The organism is Vreelandella profundi (assembly GCF_019722725.1).
GTDB lineage: Bacteria > Pseudomonadota > Gammaproteobacteria > Pseudomonadales > Halomonadaceae > Vreelandella > Vreelandella profundi.
Genome location: NZ_CP077941.1, coordinates 2472715 through 2492790 on the forward strand (window position 1 = coordinate 2472715; position 20076 = coordinate 2492790).

Consider the following 20076-nt stretch of genomic DNA (forward strand, 5'->3'; position numbering starts at 1 on the left):
AATAGTTATTTGTTGTGTAACTATTAATGGAAAACCAAATAACGTTCTGTCATTTCGTGTACTCAGTACTATTTAAAAGGGCTCTACGTTTATGTTCCAAGTTGATCATCTCATTTTACTTGCCGCGATACTGATATTAGTCGGCATCGTGTCAAGCAAGCTATCTGCGCGTCTTGGCTTACCTGTTTTAGTACTGTTTTTAGTTATAGGAATGTTAGCGGGTGAGAGTGGTGTTGGTGGCATCGCCTTCGATAACCCCGCCGGTGCGCATGCGCTCGGCACCCTGGCACTTGCGATGATTCTATTTGATGGCGGGCTGCAAACGCCGACATCCTCAATTAAGAAAGTATGGAAACCCGCTGCGCTACTGGCGACTTTCGGGGTATTAATCACCGCCATTATTACGGGCTTAGCGGCGGCTTACATTCTTGATTTGCCATTGTTGGAAGGCCTGCTGTTAGGTGCGATTGTCGGCTCAACGGACGCAGCGGCGGTCTTTTCCCTACTGCGCAATGCCGGCATACATATCAACAAAAAACTCAAATACACCTTAGAAATAGAAAGCGCCTCGAACGATCCGATGGCGATTTTCCTGACCGTAGGCCTGCTAGAAATACTGGTTAACGGCATGCAGCCAGGCGTGGGCTTGCTGGAGCTTTTCGTACTCCAAATGGGGGTGGGCGCACTCGTAGGGCTTGGGGTCGGCTGGGCGTCAGTGAAAATCATTAATCGCATACATCTTGTCGCATCGGGGCTTTATCCGGTGATGGTCGCGGCCTGCGGCTTTCTCTCATTTGGTATCTCGGCCAATGTGGGAGGCAGCGGTTTCCTAGCGATTTTTTTAACCGGCGTGGTGATAGGTAATCATAGAATTGTCTTCCAACGCAGCACCTTCTTATTTCATGACGGCTTGGCCTGGCTAAGCCAGATCATGATGTTTGTGGTGCTCGGACTCCTCATTAATCCCCTTTCGCTACTCGATGTCTGGCTTGAAGGTCTCATCATCGCCGCCGTGCTGATCCTGGTTGCGCGTCCGATTGCCGTTATTCCGATTATGCGTTTATTTGGCTTCAACGCCCGCGAAACGACGTTAGTCGCCTGGGTCGGCTTGCGGGGCTCGGTACCGATTATCCTGGCTATTTTCCCGCTGATGTTTGGGCTCGAGGGAGCGGAATTAATCTTCAACGTGGTGTTTTTCGTGGTGCTTATTTCAGCCACCATCCAGGGCACGACGCTTCCGCTCGTCGCTCGTCGGCTTAAGCTCACTGAAAAGCCGCCCGCCTTATCAGCGGCCAGTATTGAAATCACGGCAATTGAAGAAGTCGATGCTGATATCGTTGAGTACACGCTGAGCGAGCACCCGAGGGCGGCAGGAAGGCGGCTTTCACAAATGGCCTTGCCGGATACCACCGTGGTCGCCATGATTACCCGTGGTAAAGATGTCATTCCACCGCGTGGCTCAACGACGTTAATGGCCGGTGATCATCTGTTTGTGGTGCTTCGTCCTGAAACGCGCCCGTTTATTGACTGCGTGTTCTCTGATGCCGTGGATGACATCAGCAACGAATTACCTGATCAGGAGTTGAAGCTTAAGGGGAGCACTAAGATAGATGATTTACACCACTCCTATGGCCTGTTGATCCAAGAAGAGGATCAGCATATGACGCTGGATTCGCTGCTACGCAACGCCCTAGCCGGCCAGCCAAATGCTGGCGACTCGATGCAGATTGAAGGGCTGACGTTGGCGGTACTAGAAACGCTCGGTGGCCGCATCACTACGGTAGGCTTAACGGTACAGGAAAAGCCTAATCAGTAAGAGAAGCCATCCACCACATTAACGCCTAGGCCGTTTCGTAAGCGGCCTTTAGGCGATAAAACTCTTCTACAATCGCGGCCATTTCGTCTGCGTCGTAACTGCAAAGCCCGCTAACCACGAGCTTTTTAGAACCGACCCCGACTGCCTCACCGGCAGACTCAATGGAAAACTCCAACAGCGCATCCGCGCGTTTCCCCTGAACACTCAGCGACGATTGATTTAACGTTAAACCCGGTGAAAAACCATCTAAGCGCTTGAGTGAAAAGCCCATGCTGTCGTAGATTACCAGTGGGCGCTTAGGGTTGAACATTACCCCATGCTGCTCCATCAGTGGTTTTAAATAGTGCGGGAAGTTTTTGCCCGAAAACGCTACATAGCAGCGCGCAAAGGCTTCCACTGCGGCTACGTCGTGGGTAATCTCACCACTGCGCAGCACCTGTAAGTAGCATTTCCCGCTCTCATCGCAGACATGAATTGAGCCGTTATCCGCTTCGCAAAATTTAAGCGGTGTCTCCGCCGCCACCATGTTGGTGAAGCGAAACTCCATCTCCCGCGACAAGCCGAATTTTGTCAGTACCAGTACAAATAGCAGGTCGCCAGGAACGCAAAAACGGCGTGCCCCCGGATTATGGATAGGGTTGTAATCGCCAGCCACGCCTTTAGCGAAACGGCTGGCCTGCTCTGCAGAGATCACGACATACTCTCCGCGCTGCGCGTAAAAATCCTTAAACATGGCGTTTGCTGCCTGCCTAGCGTTGAAATCGAAAACCCATCAGTGCCCAACGTCGCGCATAATGCCATAAAATACGGCTCAACAGGAGTTATCTGCTAGGGAAGCCACTATGTCAGATGCCAGCAAGCGTAAAAATCGCCTTCCCCGCCTGCTATTAAGGGTGTTGATTGGCTTACTGTTTATCGTCGCTATCTGGGTGGCGGGCAGCTATTGGCTGCTCAACAGCCAGTGGCTGCCCGAGCGCATTTCTCAATTTGACGGCATTGAGATACGTTGGGAACAGGGCGCCAGCCGCCACCCCGGGCGCTGGGAAGTAGAGGGGCTGTATTTAGCACGCGAAGATGCGGCGCTGCCCATCAGCATTGAGGCCGAACGGGCGACGCTTTCGCTCTCTCTATTGGCCTTATTACGCGGAGAGCTGCATATCGAAGCGCTGGATGCCGAAGGCATTCGCCGCCTCACGGTGGGTGATATCGCCCTGGAGGCGCAGGGCCAGCTGCACGTGGCGGATACCACGTTAACGCGCGACACCTTAGCGATCCCCGACTTTTCACTGGCCATTACTGACGGCCGCTTAGTTCGTTTAAGTGATCAAGCTACGCTAGTACGCGATATCAATCTTAACGCGGAGGCAACGCTCACCAGCGTGACACCCGTGGCCGCTGCAACGGGCGAACTTAATCCCGATCTATTGGCAGCGCTTTCTGCACAGATTCAGATTGAGGCGCAGGCAGATGCCTGGGATGTTTTCATGCCTTATCTTGATGCCCTGCCCTGGCTTACTCTTGAGGGGCGCGGGGATTTAGCCGGCACGCTTGATCTAACGGCTGGCGAGTTACAGCACGGCAGTGTTTTAACCTTGGACTCGCCAACGCTGCGTTTAGCGGTCGATGAACAGCGCCTACGCACATCCAGTGGCTCACCGCGCTGGCTCATTGCAGACAACCCTCCCCCGCGCCACACGGCCACTGGCAACGGCCAAGTCCGCTTGGCGGTCGAGAATGATCAGCTGCATTTTTCGACCCAACTGGCTAACGTAACGCTTGCTGATACTCACCCCTATGCTGAACATGCTGAACTACGCCTTGCCACACAGATATCCAATCAGCGGCTGGACCGGCTTGACCTTCCCACCGATGTCACACTTGCCTTACAGGGCAGCGTGATTCGCCTGGACATGTTTGATCGCTATTTAGCGGCGACCCTTGACGGCAAAGGCATACGGCTTTCCGGCAATGGGCAAATAGAGGCGAGCGCCACGCTCGTTGATGCGCGCCCTCAGCATGCGGCGCTGACCATTCAGGCACCGCTACTTGCTGCCGAGGCCCTGGATTTCAAAACACAGGGTAGCGGCTCGCTAAACGCACGACTCACGCCTGACGAATACGTTGACGCCCGCTTATCGTTCGCTAATGCAACCTTAACGCATCATCAGCAAACATTGCTTGCCGATGCCGACATCACGTTAACGGCAAACAGCCCGCTAGATACACAAAGAGCGCGCCAAGAAGCCACGGCAACGCTCAGTTGGCAAGCGGCGCAGCTACCCGACATTAGCGTACTGCAAACGTACCTGGGGGCGGTATTACCTGAGCCTGCCCCGCTTCAACTGCTGAGCGGCCAAGCCACCAGCCACGGCCAGTTTCAGTTAACGTCTGAGCAGGCGACTGGGCAAGTGCATCTCTCCGGCGAAGGAATGACCACCCGTTGGCAGCACGGTGAAAACGCCGGCACGCTAACCAGTGATATGCAGCTTTTTCTGCCTATTCGACAAGCGGCGCTAGATAGCTCCGCGTTGAATATCAGCGGCACTCGGCTGAGCTGGCAAGTGGCCAGCCTAGAGCAGCCTGACGAGCAACTAGAAAGTATTTTGATTCTCACCGACGGTCGATTTCAACGTCGCGAAAACGTGCCTAGCGGGCAGTTTTCCCTTGAAGGTAGCGTGCAGCAGCTGGGCTTTTTAAATACTTTTTTACCCGATGCTCATGGCCTATCGCTGGCAGGCAGCGGTCAGCTTTTTGCGCAAGGAGCCTTTCGCGATAACCAACTCCTAGCACCTACCCGGCTACGCGTGAATGCTAATCAGCTTGAGGTCGCCTTTCTCGACTACTTGGCTACCGGGCGCGGTGAACTCACCGCTCAGCTGGATAGCGCTGAGCAGGCCCAGCTATCGCTGGGTATCCCCCAATTTGCGCTGATGCGCCAAAACGACGACCGCCCTCACCTTGAAGGCCGCCACTTTGCGCTTACCGCCCAAACCGATCGTTTTAGCGAGGTGCTTCAGTCGCCGCTGCCGGAGCACTTCGTCACCCGCATCGCTATGCCGATTATCGATGTGCCAGACTTTACTCGCTACAACCGCTATCTGCCCGACGATGCCGGGATTCGCTTGCTAGGCGGGCAAGCGAATCTTGCCAGCGAATGGCGGCTTGATGGGCTAGAGGCCCAGGGAGAGATCACGCTTCGTGCCTTTGGTGCTGACATGGAGCTACTTGATCAGCGCTTACGTGGCGATATTGAATTTTATTTAAACCTGACAGAAGGCGATTTAGATGCGCGACGCTTCACCGCCAACGACTCATTTCTACGCTTAGAAAACGTGTTTCGGCTAAGTGAGCAAGGTGCACAGGATGCCGGCTGGTGGATACAACTCAGTATGGATCAAGCGCAGCTTGAATGGGATGACCCTATTCGCCTAACGAGCCAGCTTCGTTTAGGAATGCGCGATACGGGCTTGCTGGCACGGCTGTTTTTAGCCCGTGCCCGTGAAAGTGACTGGCTAGGCAGATTGTTAAACGTGCACGATATTAACGGCACGGCTCGACTGCAGGTCGGCGACCAACGTATTCGGCTGCAAGATCTTACGCTTACCGGCGGGCCGCTACTGCTGCTCTCCGACGTTACTCTGCAAGACAAAAGCGCTAACGGAGCACTTTATGCCCGCATTGGTGCCTTAGGCATTGGCGTAGAGCTAATCGACAGCGAACCTACCCTACGGGTGATACAGCCGCGCCGATGGTTTGATCATTGGCAAAAAACTAACCACCCAGAATGATAGTGTTAGCGCTTTTTTCGCTCTCGACGAATCATTCTGACCCGCTCCTTGGCTTTTTGCGGGCTAGACAGCGGCACTGCGCTCTCATCATGGGTTTTCGGCGGCACAGTGACCCAGGCAAACACCGGCAGCGCTAAATGCCAGTGAATTGCCGCTAAGCGCAGCCCTAGCGTTACGCTTAATGAGGCGCCAATGGTGATCGTCAGCGGTACGCCCAAGGCGTCTAGCACCACGTAAACAATCCCACCGGCCATTGCAGCGGTGGCGTAGATCTCTTCGCGCAGCACCATGGGAACTCGCTGGGCCAACACATCACGGATCATACCCCCCGCTACGCCGGTCATCATGCCCATCAATACGGCCACAGTGCCGGAGCTACCGAGTAACAGCGCCTTATGCGTGCCAATCACCGTAAATAACGCCAGTCCAAATGCATCAGCCACCGGTAAAAAGCCACGAGAAAGGCGATGGATATAGTGAAACCCCACCAAGGACACGCACACCGTGGCTAAAATCACCCATAGATACGTCGGGTCCGTCACCCAAAATACCGGTCGTACGCCCAGGACTAAATCACGAATGGTACCGCCACCAATCCCGGTTACCGCTGCCAGTACCAGCATCCCCATCGGGTCCATTTTTGACCGGCATGCCAAAATAACGCCTGAAAGCGCAAACACAATAACGCCCGCCATATCCAGCCAGTAGATCACCCCCGACACGCCCCTCTCCTTTTGTTCGCCTGCGATTAAGGCAGGCAGAATAACACCTCTGCCACAGCTCATGAGGCCAACGTTGTTTACTTTTTAAGCATCAAACGCCGATTTTGTAAGAGATTGCCTACACGGCTTGTAAGACATTGCCGCTAGATAGCGCACAAGGGTTGCTGTGAGGGGTCAGGTCGTTATCCTGATCGTTTCTCATTTGTTTAGATTACTCTTGTCAATTATCCCTGGAGGGGGCATGACGCTTAGCACCGGTTTGCAATTCACGGTGACGCTTCCCGGCGTTAATGATATCGCGGTGATCAACTTCACCCACCGCGAGATACTCTCCCAGCCCTTTGAACTGGCGATTAATCTGGCAAGCCGCGATGGCAGCCTAGACGCCGCTGACCTGCTTGATCGCGACGCCACCCTGACGATTTGGCAGGACGGCAAGGCCTTGCGCCGAGTGCACGGCATTGTCAGCGAGTTTGGCCGTGGCGACCGGGGCCACCGCCGCACCTTCTACTCGCTAGTACTGCGCCCAGCCCTCTGGCGGCTTTCGCTACGCCAGAACTCGCGGATTTTCCAGAAGACCGACCCGCTCACCATCATCAATACCCTATGCGATGAGCGTGGTATCACCGATGTGGCTTTTGCCGTCAATCGCACTCTTCCTGAGCGCGAGTACTGCGTTCAATACCGCGAGACAGACCTAGCTTTTATTGAGCGCCTCGCCGCCGAAGAAGGCCTGTTTTACTTTCATGAATTTGCTGAACGAGGTGAAGGCAGCGATGGCGGCTCCCACCGGCTGATCTTTGCCGACGATCCGCAAGTGCTAACGAGCCTAGGCGAACGCACTTATCACAGCCGGGCGGGGGGCACGGCTCCCAGCCGCCATGTACGCAAGCTGAGTCAAAAGGCCCGCGTCGCTGCGGCCTCCGCCACGCTGAAAGACTACAGCTTCAAGAACCCGGCCTACGCCCAGTTACACGAACACTTAGGCCGTGATGTGGAAGCCCACGGGCAGCAGTCTGACTACGAACATTTTGATTACCCCGGCCGCTATAAGCAGAACGCCTCCGGCGAGCCCTTTACCCGCATTCGCCTGGAGCAGCTTCGCCGCGAAGCCATTACCGCCAGTGCCGAAAGTGATCTGCCCGAACTCGCGCCTGGCTTGCGCTTTAGCCTGACCGATCACGATACTGACAGCCTTAACCGCGATTGGCAGGCGATAAGCGTTACTCACCACGGTGAACAGCCCCAGGCGCTGGAAGAAGACGGCATGACTCAGGGTGATGCCAACGGGATGACCCGTTATTACAATCAGGTCACGCTAATTCCCGGTGATGCCCCTTGGCGGGCCATCCCTAATCCCAAGCCCCGGGTCGATGGCCTTCAGGCCGCCTTTGTGGTCGGCCCCGAGGGCGAAGAGATCCACTGCGATGAGCACGGCCGGGTCAAAGTCCAGTTCCCCTGGGATCGCTACGCCGAGCCTAATACCGCCGGGGCTAGCGGCGAAGCCGCTGGGAAAGACGCCAGCTGCTGGGTACGCGTCGCCCAAGGCTGGGCAGGCGGCGGCTACGGTAGTATCGCCATTCCCCGCATTGGGCATGAAGTGATTATCTCGTTTCTGGAAGGCGACCCGGATCAGCCCTTGGTCACCGGGCGTACCTATCACGCGGTCAATACCGCGCCCTACCCACTGCCGGCGCACAAAACCCGCACGGTGCTGCGCACCCAGAGCCATAAAGCCGAAGGCTTTAACGAACTGCGCTTTGAAGACGAAGCAAATGAAGAACAGATTTGGCTGCATGCCCAGAAAGACCTGGAGTTGCTCACGCTCAACGACCGTATCGAAGAGATCCGCAACGACAGCTTCTTGAAGGTCAAGAACGACCGCATCAGCGAGATCGACAACGACGACCACCACACGGTGCACGGCAATCGTTTCGAGCACACCGAAGGCCAGCAGCACTTCAACGTGCAAGGCTCCCTGCATATCAACGCCGGCCAAGCCTGGCTCAGCGAAAGCGGCCGTGAGCTACACATCAAGGCCGGCCATAAAGTCGTGCTTGAAGCGGGTGACGAACTCACCCTGAACGCCGGCGGCAGTTTTCTTAAGTTAGATGGTAGCGGCATTACGATCGTTGGCCCAAAAGTACGCGTTAATGCCGGCGGAAACCCTGGCAATGGCTCCGGGCAGGCCGTGGAAGGCCCGCTTCTGCCAGGGCATGCGGTGGCTGAGGTGCATGAAGCGATACCGCCGGTGACTCATGAGGCGCTACTGGAAGCTTCAGCACAGGAGGCCAGCATCATCCAGCTATGCCAAAAGCAAACCGATGGCAGTTGCCCACTGGCTGACTGCCCATGCAGAGCGACTTAATGCGTTACGTAGCAAAGCTACCGGAGCAAAGAGAGCGGCGTTACTGGTTGGTCGATACCGCCAGCCTTCCCGAGGGGGAAGTGTTACGCCGTTTTTATGCCACAACAAACCAACCAATGTTTCGCTGGCTATACGACGGCACGCCCTATCAGGCAGTACGAGACAGCGGCCCGGCACTCCTAGACATCACACAAGACGACAGCGTTTGGCAGCAATATGCCGCTAAATGGATGCAACATGCCGCCTCGATAGTTATCGACACGCCGGCTTCTCTGAATGACCTGCAACAGCGCCTCGCCGCCTGCCTTACCATTGACACGCCTGGGAACGGGATGGGCTTGCTGCGCTTTCACGAGCCGGCAGTCTTGCACCTCTTATTGGGGGAAAAAAAACTCGACCAGACAGACCGTCTTGCCCTGATGGATAAAGACACCTGCTGGTCGTGGCCGCTTTGCCGGAGTGCTGACGGTATTGTTTATGAACGCCATTTCTCGACTGGCGGCAATAGTATACCGAGTGGCAAGGCACTACGGCTGGACGAGGAGACTCAGCACCGCCTGCAAGGCTTGAGGCAGTTTTCCCGGCTAATGCCATTATTGGGCGACGCCGTTCACCGTTTCGACCTGCTGCAAAAAGATGACAACTGCATCATCTCTCTCTGGCGGGCGCTAGAGCACTACTGGCACGATACGTGGAAACTCAATCTGTCACGCAAGCAAGCGGTGGAAAACGCGCAAGGCAGGCTAATAACGAGTGACGCATTTGAACACTTCATCGAGTCCCTTTCTCCTGAAGCGATGAAATGACAAAGGAAACAGGAATGTCACAGAACCACGCGTGCAGCCCCAAGGCGATCTATGTAGAAATCACGGGCCATCACGAAGATAACGACCAGAACGAGTATTGGCTCTATCAGGATGACGCAGCGGTAGAACGTCTGGAAGAGCGAGATGCGTCCGAGGGGCGTTTCGGGCCCATTGTCGAGTCGCAGAAAGAGTGCTTAGAGGAAGAGCTGGCAGGCTATTGCCTGATACAAAAGCTCGGTGACATTGAGATCCCATTACTGCAGATGGAAGAGATCTCGCAATCCGGCCTGATTCCCAAACAGCGGGCTTTTCAGCATAATCTGATGGTGTCGACCGTACCCATGCTGTATCTCGACCACCATGAGTTGGCAGCAGGGCCATGCCGTGGCGGCTTTCTCTACGTGTTCCTCGACAACCGCCTGATCCGGGAGTTGGTGATATCCGGCGAGCCGAACCAAGCGCCACGGTTCACCGATAGCGACATCGCGACGTATCGGCAACAGGATAACGTTCCTACGGTTCGAGATTTCACCGGTACCGCGCTGTCACAACTCCATTTGCCCCTCAAGCTCAATGGCGAAACAGCCAATGTGTACTTGGCCTTCTCTGACCACCCCTGGCCTTGGGCACATATTCAACAATTGGAAGCCAATCCAAGCCTGATCGAAAAACGCTGCCAGCCTCTCGCACTGAACGAATCTTCTGTTGCCGTCATGCTTCAAGGGCAGGGGCAAAATCTCTATCAGCATGGGCTTGAGGTCAACCGCGATGAGTGCGCGGGTAAGGCCTGGTTGGACTGGTTGCCGCCCATGCGCGCACGCGATGCGGTATATGAGCAAGCGTGGGGCAGCCCGCGCGATTATATTGAAGATCCTGCGGCAGAAGGCTGGAGCGCGTTGTTTGATCAGCTTGAATCCGAGCGAGCCTTTTTCGATTCTGATGAGGAAGACGCAACGCTCCCGGATATCGATATGGCGAAAAGGCAGCGCAACTTCTCACCAGGCCTACGCGGCACCCTGTTACAACAGTGGTGCAACCCCCTAAGGCCCGATGATGAACAGGCCGAAGAAGCACAGTTAGCGCTTATAAAAGCGCCGACCGCCACAGAGGATTGTTTAGCACCGTTACGTGATCAGCAGCTCTGCTGTGTCTTCCTGCGTGATCCTAAGCAGGCAGCCGAACATCTGATTGCCGATATCCAAGCCACTACCGAATTGCTGATGGTGCTGGCGGAGAGCATGAAATACCACCCTCATGGTGCATCGGCGGAGCTGGTACATGCTAACTGCTTTATGGCCGAAGGGCCTGATGGTGAAAGCAACCCGCGCTACCTTGATGAGTGGTTTGACCGTAAGCTTGACCGCGGCCGGGAAAGCCTGTTTTGTCGGCTAGTCAAAATGGAAGAGCGCCGCCTTGCTCGGCTAAGGCGCGATGAGTCCCTCTCAGCCCTTGCCGAATTGCTGGATGATGTCTCGCCTGGGGCGCTTACCCATGCGCTGCATGATGCCATGCTGTTCGATGACATCAACCTGCTCGAACCCTATGTCATTCTCGCGCGCAGCATCGATATGCTGCTAAATGGGTTGCGACCCTTTGATCCCAAAGGTATCACAGAGGAACTGGCCGACTATCGCTCGCCCGAGCGCTGTCGAGCTACCCTTGATATCCTCTATGAGGGTAAGCACCCTGTCTCAACGTTCTTCTTCAAGGCGGCGCTGTGCGATGTAGATGACAGCTGGGGTGAAGCCTATGAAAGAGACCTGGATCGAATCACCCAGGCCTCGCAGCAAATACTCTCCCAGGAAGCCAGCGCCGCCACGCTAACCGCGGATGACCTGCTGGCCCTGCAGAACCAACTTGTCGAAGAAACAAACCCCACGGCGGATGTTTTGCGCCGTGTGCTCAATGGCTCCGATGCGATTGTCATCAGCGCCCTGCCTCCTCTCATGGCCGCCATTCCCTGGCTCAAACTTGGTCAGAGCATGGAGATTGACATCGCCACTGACTACGCTGAGTTAAAAGGCGCCTTGGGGGGCGGCTTGTCGATCAAAGCCGAATTAAAGGGTGGTGGGATTGTCTGGATTGCGCCGCGCGAGTTCAAAACAGTCACCGCCGAAATGGCCCAAGCCAGTGCAGCCCTGCAGGCCACGGCGACCACCAATGCGCTAGGCGGCAATGCTGTGTCTTCTTCCGGAAACCAGACCGTTCGTGTGACTGGCCGTGAAACAGGCGAGTGGCGTTTTTATGGCGCGCGTACAGGCTATACGGCTTTTTGGGCTGTTTTAGCGGTGTTAGAGGTGAATAATGCCTTTGCTGCTGGGGAAGCTGCTTCTACTGATTTTAGTGGTCGATCTGGTGCAGGTGTTTTTAGTGCAGCCGTTGATGCTTTTTTACTAAGCGCCCAGGGGTTGAAGCTGGCTAATAGTCAGTGGAGCTGGGCCGTAAAGACCAATAATTTTCTAGATACTTCCTATTTCAGAGCTAGCGCTTGGCAAGAAGCCATGGACGATGCGGGAAAATATCGTGGTTTAGCGACGTTAGGGGCCGGTCTGTTGACTACTATCCTTGTGGCCAATGATGCTTATCAACTGGCCCAGCGTGGCGAACAACGGGCTGCATGGTTGACCGGCGCTCAAGCCGGTGCAATGGGGGTAGCAACCGTTTACGGATCAGGCTTCGGTACTGCTGCTAGTCGTGTATCTGAAGCTAGATTATTACCTAGTCAACTTGCTAATCGCGTATTGGGCTGGGTAGGTACATCAAGGCCAGTGCCCATCACCGTGATTAGCCTGGCGGCCTCTGTTTTCTTTCAGTACCTTGCAACCAATAGCCGCGATGACGGTTTTTCTCTTTGGGTACATTACGGCCCTTTCGGCAGCCGCCGAGATGAACTGGAATCTCGCTTGGCCCAGCTCGCTGCCCAAGAGGATGACCAGGATTCAGTCGCTATTCATAATTATCTAATACAGCTAAGAGGGGCTAGCCCCCACCAAGCCTACCTTTACCTGCTGCAGGGGCTGCATGACACCTATGCTGAACTGGTATCTCCTCGAGCGTTAGCTGAGTTAGCACCGCGCTTTGCAGACTGTGAACTCGCGGTCAAATTCAGCTGCGCCGGTTTACGCTATGGCGAGTTCCAACTTCCTCCTCTAGGCGTCAGCGCCGACTATCTGGCGCCGGTGCCTGATATGGGCTTCACCTATCAGTATTATCCTGTCGTAAAGGATCAGCGTTTAATAGCCTCTGCTGAGGCGGAAGACCCTGAAGATAAAGCTATCCGTTATCTGGGAATTTCCTTGCCCCGGAAATGGCGGCGCATGGGTATTCCCAGCTCGCATCTAGGTGTCGACCCACGCTGGTTGCGCCAGAGCCGTGGCCGTTTTCAGCACGAGCCCGATCACAGGCAGGAGTATCACCAGAAAACCAACCTGGTGCGGTTGTATCTTGACGATCTAACGGGCCAGGGCTCCATACAGTACTGGGATCAGGCAAATAGACAATATCAAACTATCGAGGACGAAATGACCTTTACCACGCACCCCTCGTCGTTGACCTGGGTATTGAATCAGCAAGGAGGCCGCTGATGAGTTTGCAAAACGAACCACTAACGTCTGCGGATGGCTACGCCGAGACCGCCTACCGCGCCGATGCGATTCCCGAGCAAAGCTATGCCCCTCAAAACGAGATGCTGCGCGGACGCATTTTGGAAACTCGCCTGCCCTGGGGCAGTTATCTAGGTGTCAACCCGACTACCTATCAGTACTCGGAAAGCTGGTTTCGGGAGTATCAATATATCGGCAACAATTATCATGACTACACCATGATAAACGAGCATCGCTGGTCAAAGAGAGTTGATGAAAAAATAGGCATTCTTTATCGCCTGTTACGCTTTATCTTTGTTATCTACTCCCATGGTTTTAGCTTTGTTAGAGCAGGAGGAGGAGTGGGGGGGGGGTACCTATTCACAGGAATCATGGCTGTTTGCACAATACTATTTATCTTTGCTGCCGACACCTTACTACAGGCATTTACACCCTTGATTATAGTGTTGGTCATTTGCGGCTTCGCGACTCTTCTTCTGCGACTTTGGGAAAAGTATGAGTTGAAATTCTATAAAGGCAACCGTAATTGGTCAGATGATTATGCTTTTTGTCGACGCACCGGCATGGTCATGACCTCTCGAGGTGATTTCCCCTTCTATGAGTTCGATGCCTATATCGAAATGCGGGTAGGCACCCAAGGGTCACAGTTTCACTCGTTCAAAGTAATCCACCGCTACCCTCATCAGAGCCCTGACCCGCTGACCAAGAACCCACTGGAGTTTAGCTTTGCTGTGGATGGCAGTATCGCCCAGCGCTATGCTGCTTGGGATATGTTGCAGCGTTATATGGATGTCACTCAGCCGCTGCCAGATGTACCTGAATTAGAGCCCTTCCGTCACTTTGATCCGACCACAAAGGCTTATGATGAGGCGGGTAAGCGTGACCGCCCCGCTACCTACTGGCGTGATTTATATGCCAATAGCAGCGCTGAAGAACTCAAGGCACTGCGTGAGGCGCATCGGGCCGAAGTGGATGCGACCCACTGGGGAGGGCGCCCAGACCTGATGGAACTCTCAGTACCCAACTACCGCGAAACCCGCAAAGGCGAACCGGAAGACGTCAACGACTTTGGGCGCTTTCCTTGGAAGGCGGGTAAGTTCATTGATCGGCCGGAAGCGACGCCGTCCGGTGATTCCCCGGATCAGCACCAGAACGACGAACACCCGCGCTGAGAGCTAATCCGGCACACAGCCATTGGCTATCCGCTCAGGAAAATAGCGGTTTTCTTCCTGGGCGGATACTCCATCACGTATTATTGACTACGAAATGACCTTTACCGCGCACCCTGCGTCGTTGACCTGGGTATGGAGCAAACAAGGGGCCGGCGTATGAGCCAGACCGAACAGCAGCAAGCTCATTATGCTGATACAGCCTTCCAGGCTAATGAATCGCCCCAGATCCGCCAGACACTTAGCCTACTCTTCTGATCAATGCCCTTTCTGAGCAAGCCATTCACGTAGAAAAGCAATTTCATTCTCCTGAGCAGCAATAATTTCTTCTGCTAGCTGGCGAATCTCTTCATCTTCACCGTACTCCAACACAATGTTTGCCATGGCAATTGCCCCCTCATGATGAGGAATCATCCCTTGTGCGAAATCTACATCAGGGTCGCCAGTAAATGACATCGTCATGTCTTCGTGCATACGGCCATTGGCTGCTTGATACGCCGCGACAGCAGGATCATTTGTGTGCTGTTGGTTTGATTCTTCGTGCTGGCCGTGACCACCGAGCTGCTCTTCAGCTTCATGATGCTGAGCATAGCTAAGAGGTGCCACCAGCAAACTCACCAACATAAGCGAAACTGCTGCTACGGGAATGCCCCTTCGAGTGTCAGAGCGAGTGTTGCCACTAACACGCGTTGAGTGGAATGGCAGCATAAAAGTCTCCAATAGAATAGTGTGGTTTGGACAGTTTAAAGCCTATGGGTTGCCTACAGGTCAAGGGCACGTTAATACGTTATTCTAGTGCCAGACCATTAATCCATTTTAGGAGACGCTATGGATTGGAATCCTGCATATACATGGCTAGTACTAGCCCTGCTGCTTAGCTTAGGTGAGCTCACATCGGGCGCGATGGTGTTACTAGCGCTAGGAATTGCCGCTGCGCTAACGGCGGCGGTCACTACGTTAGGATTAACGCTTCCCTGGCAGTTGCTCAGTATGGCGATTTTTACAGGCGTACTGCTACCACTATGCATCATGGTCATTCGTCCGCGCTTTTCACCTCGCGGAGTCGCCTACGGCACTACGGGCACTGGTGTCGAGAAAGGCAATCATTACACCACTCTGCGCCGTGATTTTGATGATGCCACCGGCATCAAAGTAAACGGCGATTTTTATCGTTTACGCGACCTTGATACTGGTGAAATCGAGTTACCCAGCGGCACAACGGTAGTATTTAGGCGCTTTGAAGGTACTACCGCATTGGTCACGCTACATCAGCCTGCAGACATTGCCCCTCAAGATGACAACTCACAACATAAGGAACCCTAACAATGGATCTACCTATTAGCCCAGGTTTATTAATAAGCTTAATTATTGTTGCGATCGCGATCGTGATTATTTCTAAAGGCTTAATCATTATTCGCCAATCTGAAGTCATGGTGGTGGAACGACTTGGGTCGTTCAATCGCGTATTGGAAAGCGGTATTAACATTATTATCCCGTTTATCGAGCAGCCCCGCGCCATCACTATGCTGCGCTATCGCAAACTCGGTGAGGAATACACTGCGATTACCACCGACGAAATCCGCATCGACCGCCGCGAAACGGTCATGGACTTCCCCGGCCAGCCGGTGGTCACCACCGATAACGTCACGGTGCGTATCAATGGCGCGCTCTATTACCAGATTATCGACCCTAAGAGGGCCGTGTATGAGGTCGTCAATATGAGCCAGGCGGTTGAGGTGCTGGCCAAGACAACGCTGCGTTCAGTCGTCGGCAAGATGGAGCTGGATAAGCTGTTTGAATCTCGCGCGGAAGTGAATAATGAGATTCAGGCGGCAATGGAAGAACCCGCTTCTAAGTGGGGCATAAAAATATCTCGCGTTGAGGTGCAGGATATCGCCATGCCGGAAGAAGTAGAAACCGCCATGCGCTTACAAATGGCCGCTGAGCGTAAACGCCGTGCCACCGTCACCGAAGCCGAGGGTGAAAAGTCAGCGGCGATTGCCATGGCTCAGGGCCAGCGGGAGTCATCCATCCTCAATGCTCAGGGTGATAAAGAATCAGCCATTTTGCGCGCCCAGGGCGAGCAGGAGTCGATCAAGCTGGTGCTTAGCGCTATTGGCGACAGTGAAGAGAACAAGCGCACGGTCGTCGGCTATCTACTCGGCCAGAGTTACATCAAAGTATTACCCAACATGGCAAAAGACGGCGAGCGCGTATTCGTACCGTATGAATCATCAGCGCTGCTTGGTTCTATGGGCATGTTCCGCGAAATGGCAGGTTCACCTGAAGACACCGTGTCTACTCATCTTAAAAACCGCAGTGGCAGTAACAGCGATTTTCGTAGCGGTATAGTCGGCGGTGCTGCAGGCGTTAATTGATTTCTTCATCACTAAACGATTAAGAAATAAGCACTTATAAGCCGGCTCACTTGTGAACCGGCTTTTTGTTGGCAGTATGAAGGGTTATAGCCAAATCGGTGAGGCTTTAGCCATCATTTGATGTATGCATTCACCGTAGCGAATGCAATTATCCGTGGTTATTTTTTAGCCCCACCAAGCCTAGTAAAACCACGCGGTGCGGCAATACGAAAGAAGCGCTCAACTACGTCGTCATTGGTCGCTGGTGTCATTAAAGACACGGCCACGAAGACCGGTAGGTTGATCATTAGCCCCCAGAAACCTGCGTGAATGCCCAGCGGATGCGGCCATAGCGTCGTAAACGCAACGGTTACTAAAAACCCCGCCACAATGCCAGCCATTACTCCCAGACGAGAAGCGCGCGGCCAGAAAAACATGCCAATGAATGCCGGTAATACCTGGGAGGCAAACCCCAGCCCCACTAACAGAATCATCACCAAACTACCCGGTTCAGCAATAGCCAATGGGGCAACCACCAGAAACATAATGGGTAGAATTAATAGTCGTGCGAGCTTGCCAGTCGCCCCGTCAGAGAGCTTTAAAACCGGTTGAAGCACATCTTTACTAAGTGACAGCGATACCGAGTGGATAAACGGCTCGCTGGAAGACATCGATGCCGCCAGAGTGCCTGCCCCCAACAAACCAACTAATACGACGGGCAGGTGCTGCATGGCGTATTCCAGGGCAACCGTATCAGCACGGGCCAACTCCGGCAGCGAGAAAATGCCGATAAAGCCGACCACTACCATGGGCAAAATCACCACGTAATAAGTAGGTAACCAGGTCGCGCTACGGCGGATAGTGCGCGCTGATGAAGCACTCATCCACTGCGTCCATACCGGCGGCATAAAAGAGAACATTGAAACGATGATCGAGGTCGTCCAGAAACTAAAGCTCATATCACCGCCCGCCCCCGGCAGCGTTAAAAACTCACTGTGTTCAGTTTGAATGCGCTCAAATACGCCAGAAAAGCTCAGCCCCCCGGTAGCGCTATGGACGGCCCATAAACCAACCGCCCAAGCCACGATCAGCATGAGCACGCCCTGAAACGCATTGGTACGGCCAATTGCTCGCTGGCCGCTGGCATAAAGATAGACCGCAATACAGGCCAGCACGGACAGCACGCCCAGCCAAATGGGTATCATCCCCCCGCTCATTACGAATAAAATGTAGGCCGAGCCGATAGTTTGTAGCACCGCATAGGCAACAGAGCCAATCGCCATCACTAGTGCCGCTAAAGCTCCAAGCGCTGGGCTTTGATAGCGATCAGCGATGGCGCTTGCCTGAGTCACGTGGCCAAACTGATCGCCGAACTGCCACACCTTCGGCCCAAAATACCACGCTATCAGCGCCAAGTAAGCGAGGTAGATCGCCACGTAAAACACCGCCACGCCTTTGGAGTAGGCCCACCCCGGCGCGCCCATAAAGGTGTAAGCACTGACACTCCCGGCGGCAATCAGCAGGTATAAGGTGACCGGCCCCATGCTGCGCCCTGCCACGCCCCACTCTTCTAGGCTGTTCATATCGGCATTCTTGGCACACCCATTGCGGGCACGCAGGCCAATGATCATCGCGATAGCCACATACGTTAAGGTGATGAGCAAAGGCCAAACACTATTCATGATCGTCTCTCTCTACAATATGATTGCCAATGAGCATGACCGCCACGCAGGCAAAAATAATCAGGTAGCTCCATACCACCATGAGCGGCAACCCCATCACTAGCGTTGCACGGTTCACCAGGCCAATCACCGGCCATGTACCCGCCAGCACCAGCGCCACAAAAGCGATTAACAGCCCCCAGCCTGCTCTAGAGGTAGGCAGCACAATCAAGCGTCTCATCGATATCCCCTTATCATTATTGAATGACATCAATTCACTGTCGGAAGTGTTGGCCGCTGCATAGGTAACGCTAATCGGTCTTCCAGCTGCTTCGCTAGCTTTAAAACAAAATGATCAGCAAAACGTGGCCCGATTAGCTGCACGCCAATAGGCATATTCAAGGAAGTAGCTGCCCGGCTAAACCCGGCATTAATTGTGATCGCCGGCTGCTCGCCCATATTCCATGGCACGGTATAGGTAATGTGCTCAAACGGCTGAGACGGATCATTCGTAGGTGATGACCACTCTGCTGGAAAAGCGATATTGGGCGTCGTGGGTGAAATCACCGCGTCTACCTTATCAAACGCTGCTTCCGTCGCGCGGCGCATTGCCATGGTTTGCTGAAAGCCTTGCACCGCGGCTACGCCCGTTAAGCGAGCACCGCCCTCGGCCCAGGCGAGAATTGAGGGCAGCACCTGCTCACGCTCTTTAGGCGAAAGCTTCAGTAACTCGACCCACTGGCGGCCCTGCCAAAAGTTATCCAGTCCATCCAGCATTTCACGTGTCAGCACTGGCGCAAGGGGTACCAGCGTTGCGCCAGCGGCTTCCAGCTGCTTCGCAGCCTGCTCTACGCAGTCGCGAATTTCTTCATTCAGCGGTAGCCCGCAGCCCGCCTCCATCATTACACCCACGCGCAAGCCATGCAGATCTAACGCCAAGTCGGTCCAATCGATCTTTTCTGGAGGCAAGCGCATTGCATCGCGACGGTCTGTACGAGCGAGCGCAGTCATCATTAACGCGGCGTCCTCTACGCTGCGCGTCATTGGCCCTGCACAGCGGCCCATATAATACGGATCGATGGGCACCCGGCCTAGCGTGGGCTTAAATCCCACTACGCCACACCACGCTGCAGGCAGACGTATGGAGCCACCGATATCAGTCCCCACATGCAGCGGGCCAAACCCGGCGGCAGCGGCTGCCCCGGCACCAGAGCTAGAACCGCCGGTGTTGCAGGCCAAATCCCAAGGGTTGCGGGTTAAGCCATGAAATGACGAAAGGCCTGATGAAAGCATGCCAAAATCGGGACATGTCGTTTTTCCCAACAGCAACGCATTGTCTTCGTCTAATCGTGCCGCCGGTGGGGCATCCTCGGTAGCTAGTGCCTGCTCGCCAAGCCCTGTTCCACCGGGCACGGGCATGCCTTGCGTTGCAATTAACTCTTTTAAGGTGACCGGTACACCATCAAGGTGGCCACTTGGCTGGCCTTTGGCCCAACGTTGGGTAGACGCCTCAGCGGCGTGAATGAACGCATCAGGCTGATAAGCATAGAGTGCATTAATGTGCGGCTCCCACTTGGCGATATGTTCGACCAGTGCACCGGCCACGTCGCGTGGGGAAAAGGAATGCGCCCGGTAGCCCTCTAAAAGTTGCGTCGCCGTTAGTTGATGTAATTCAGGCATGGCATCACCTATTGCTGTTGTTATCGAATTCTTGCTATCGAACTGTCTTTATCAACAACCTCAGCATGGACCGACCATGTGTCTTGTGCCATTTCAATATTGACCGC

Annotated in this window: 14 protein-coding genes; 8 read left to right on the plus strand and 6 right to left on the minus strand. The window is 54.4% G+C overall.

The features are described from left to right. Positions 1-91: 91 nt before the first annotated feature. Positions 92-1816, plus strand: coding sequence for a potassium/proton antiporter (locus KUO20_RS11390; protein WP_235039975.1), 1725 nt, complete (start codon positions 92-94; stop codon positions 1814-1816). 25 nt (positions 1817-1841) lie between these two features. On the opposite strand, the gene KUO20_RS11395 is transcribed toward KUO20_RS11390, so the two are convergent. Further along, the gene (locus KUO20_RS11395; protein WP_235039976.1) at positions 1842-2549 is read right to left on the minus strand and encodes a DUF3581 family protein; all 708 of its coding nucleotides are present in this window, start codon (positions 2547-2549) and stop codon (positions 1842-1844) included. Between the two features lie 109 nt (positions 2550-2658). Here KUO20_RS11395 and KUO20_RS11400 point away from each other — a divergent pair, with 109 nt between their 5' ends. Beyond that, positions 2659-5604, plus strand: a complete 2946-nt coding sequence (locus KUO20_RS11400) for a translocation/assembly module TamB domain-containing protein (protein ID WP_235039977.1) — start codon at positions 2659-2661, stop codon at positions 5602-5604. A gap of 5 nt (positions 5605-5609) precedes the next feature. Here KUO20_RS11400 and KUO20_RS11405 read toward each other — a convergent pair whose 3' ends face one another. Then, positions 5610-6326, minus strand: a complete 717-nt coding sequence (locus KUO20_RS11405) for a trimeric intracellular cation channel family protein (protein WP_235039978.1) — start codon at positions 6324-6326, stop codon at positions 5610-5612. Between the two features lie 241 nt (positions 6327-6567). Here KUO20_RS11405 and KUO20_RS11410 point away from each other — a divergent pair, with 241 nt between their 5' ends. The 4 genes from KUO20_RS11410 to KUO20_RS11425 are packed head-to-tail and all read left to right on the plus strand — an operon-like array spanning position 6568 to position 14274. Further along, positions 6568-8694 (plus strand): type VI secretion system Vgr family protein, encoded by a 2127-nt coding sequence (locus KUO20_RS11410; protein WP_235039979.1) that lies wholly within the window; start codon positions 6568-6570, stop codon positions 8692-8694. Further along, entirely contained in the window at positions 8694-9500 is an 807-nt protein-coding gene (locus tag KUO20_RS11415; RefSeq protein ID WP_235039980.1) for a DUF4123 domain-containing protein, read from the plus strand. Before KUO20_RS11410 ends, KUO20_RS11415 begins: the two co-directional genes overlap by 1 nt. A gap of 14 nt (positions 9501-9514) precedes the next feature. Further along, on the plus strand, positions 9515-13084 hold the full coding sequence (locus tag KUO20_RS11420) for a hypothetical protein (protein ID WP_235039981.1): 3570 nt from the start codon (positions 9515-9517) through the stop codon (positions 13082-13084). Continuing rightward, positions 13084-14274 carry a hypothetical protein gene (locus KUO20_RS11425; protein WP_235039982.1) on the plus strand — a complete coding sequence of 397 codons (1191 nt, stop codon included), beginning with the start codon at positions 13084-13086 and terminating at the stop codon, positions 14272-14274. Before KUO20_RS11420 ends, KUO20_RS11425 begins: the two co-directional genes overlap by 1 nt. A 255-nt stretch (positions 14275-14529) precedes the next feature. Here KUO20_RS11425 and copM read toward each other — a convergent pair whose 3' ends face one another. After that, positions 14530-14895, minus strand: a complete 366-nt coding sequence (gene copM, locus KUO20_RS11430; RefSeq protein WP_235039983.1) for a CopM family metallochaperone — start codon at positions 14893-14895, stop codon at positions 14530-14532. A gap of 204 nt (positions 14896-15099) precedes the next feature. Between copM and KUO20_RS11435 the strand changes: the two genes are divergently transcribed. Both KUO20_RS11435 and KUO20_RS11440 read left to right on the plus strand, forming a co-directional pair. Further along, complete coding sequence (locus KUO20_RS11435) at positions 15100-15594, plus strand: nodulation efficiency, NfeD-like protein (RefSeq protein WP_235039984.1); 495 nt, start codon at positions 15100-15102, stop codon at positions 15592-15594. A gap of 2 nt (positions 15595-15596) precedes the next feature. Then, entirely contained in the window at positions 15597-16649 is a 1053-nt protein-coding gene (locus tag KUO20_RS11440; protein ID WP_235039985.1) for an SPFH domain-containing protein, read from the plus strand. Between the two features lie 158 nt (positions 16650-16807). On the opposite strand, the gene KUO20_RS11445 is transcribed toward KUO20_RS11440, so the two are convergent. From KUO20_RS11445 to KUO20_RS11455, 3 genes are read right to left on the minus strand one after another with little or no spacing between them, the layout of a single operon-like run. Continuing rightward, positions 16808-18310, minus strand: a complete 1503-nt coding sequence (locus KUO20_RS11445) for a sodium:solute symporter family protein (protein WP_235039986.1) — start codon at positions 18308-18310, stop codon at positions 16808-16810. After that, positions 18303-18530 (minus strand): hypothetical protein, encoded by a 228-nt coding sequence (locus KUO20_RS11450; RefSeq protein WP_235039987.1) that lies wholly within the window; start codon positions 18528-18530, stop codon positions 18303-18305. Before KUO20_RS11450 ends, KUO20_RS11445 begins: the two co-directional genes overlap by 8 nt. 29 nt (positions 18531-18559) lie before the next feature. Then, on the minus strand, positions 18560-19969 hold the full coding sequence (locus tag KUO20_RS11455; RefSeq protein ID WP_235039988.1) for an amidase: 1410 nt from the start codon (positions 19967-19969) through the stop codon (positions 18560-18562). Between the last annotated feature and the right edge of the window lie 107 nt (positions 19970-20076).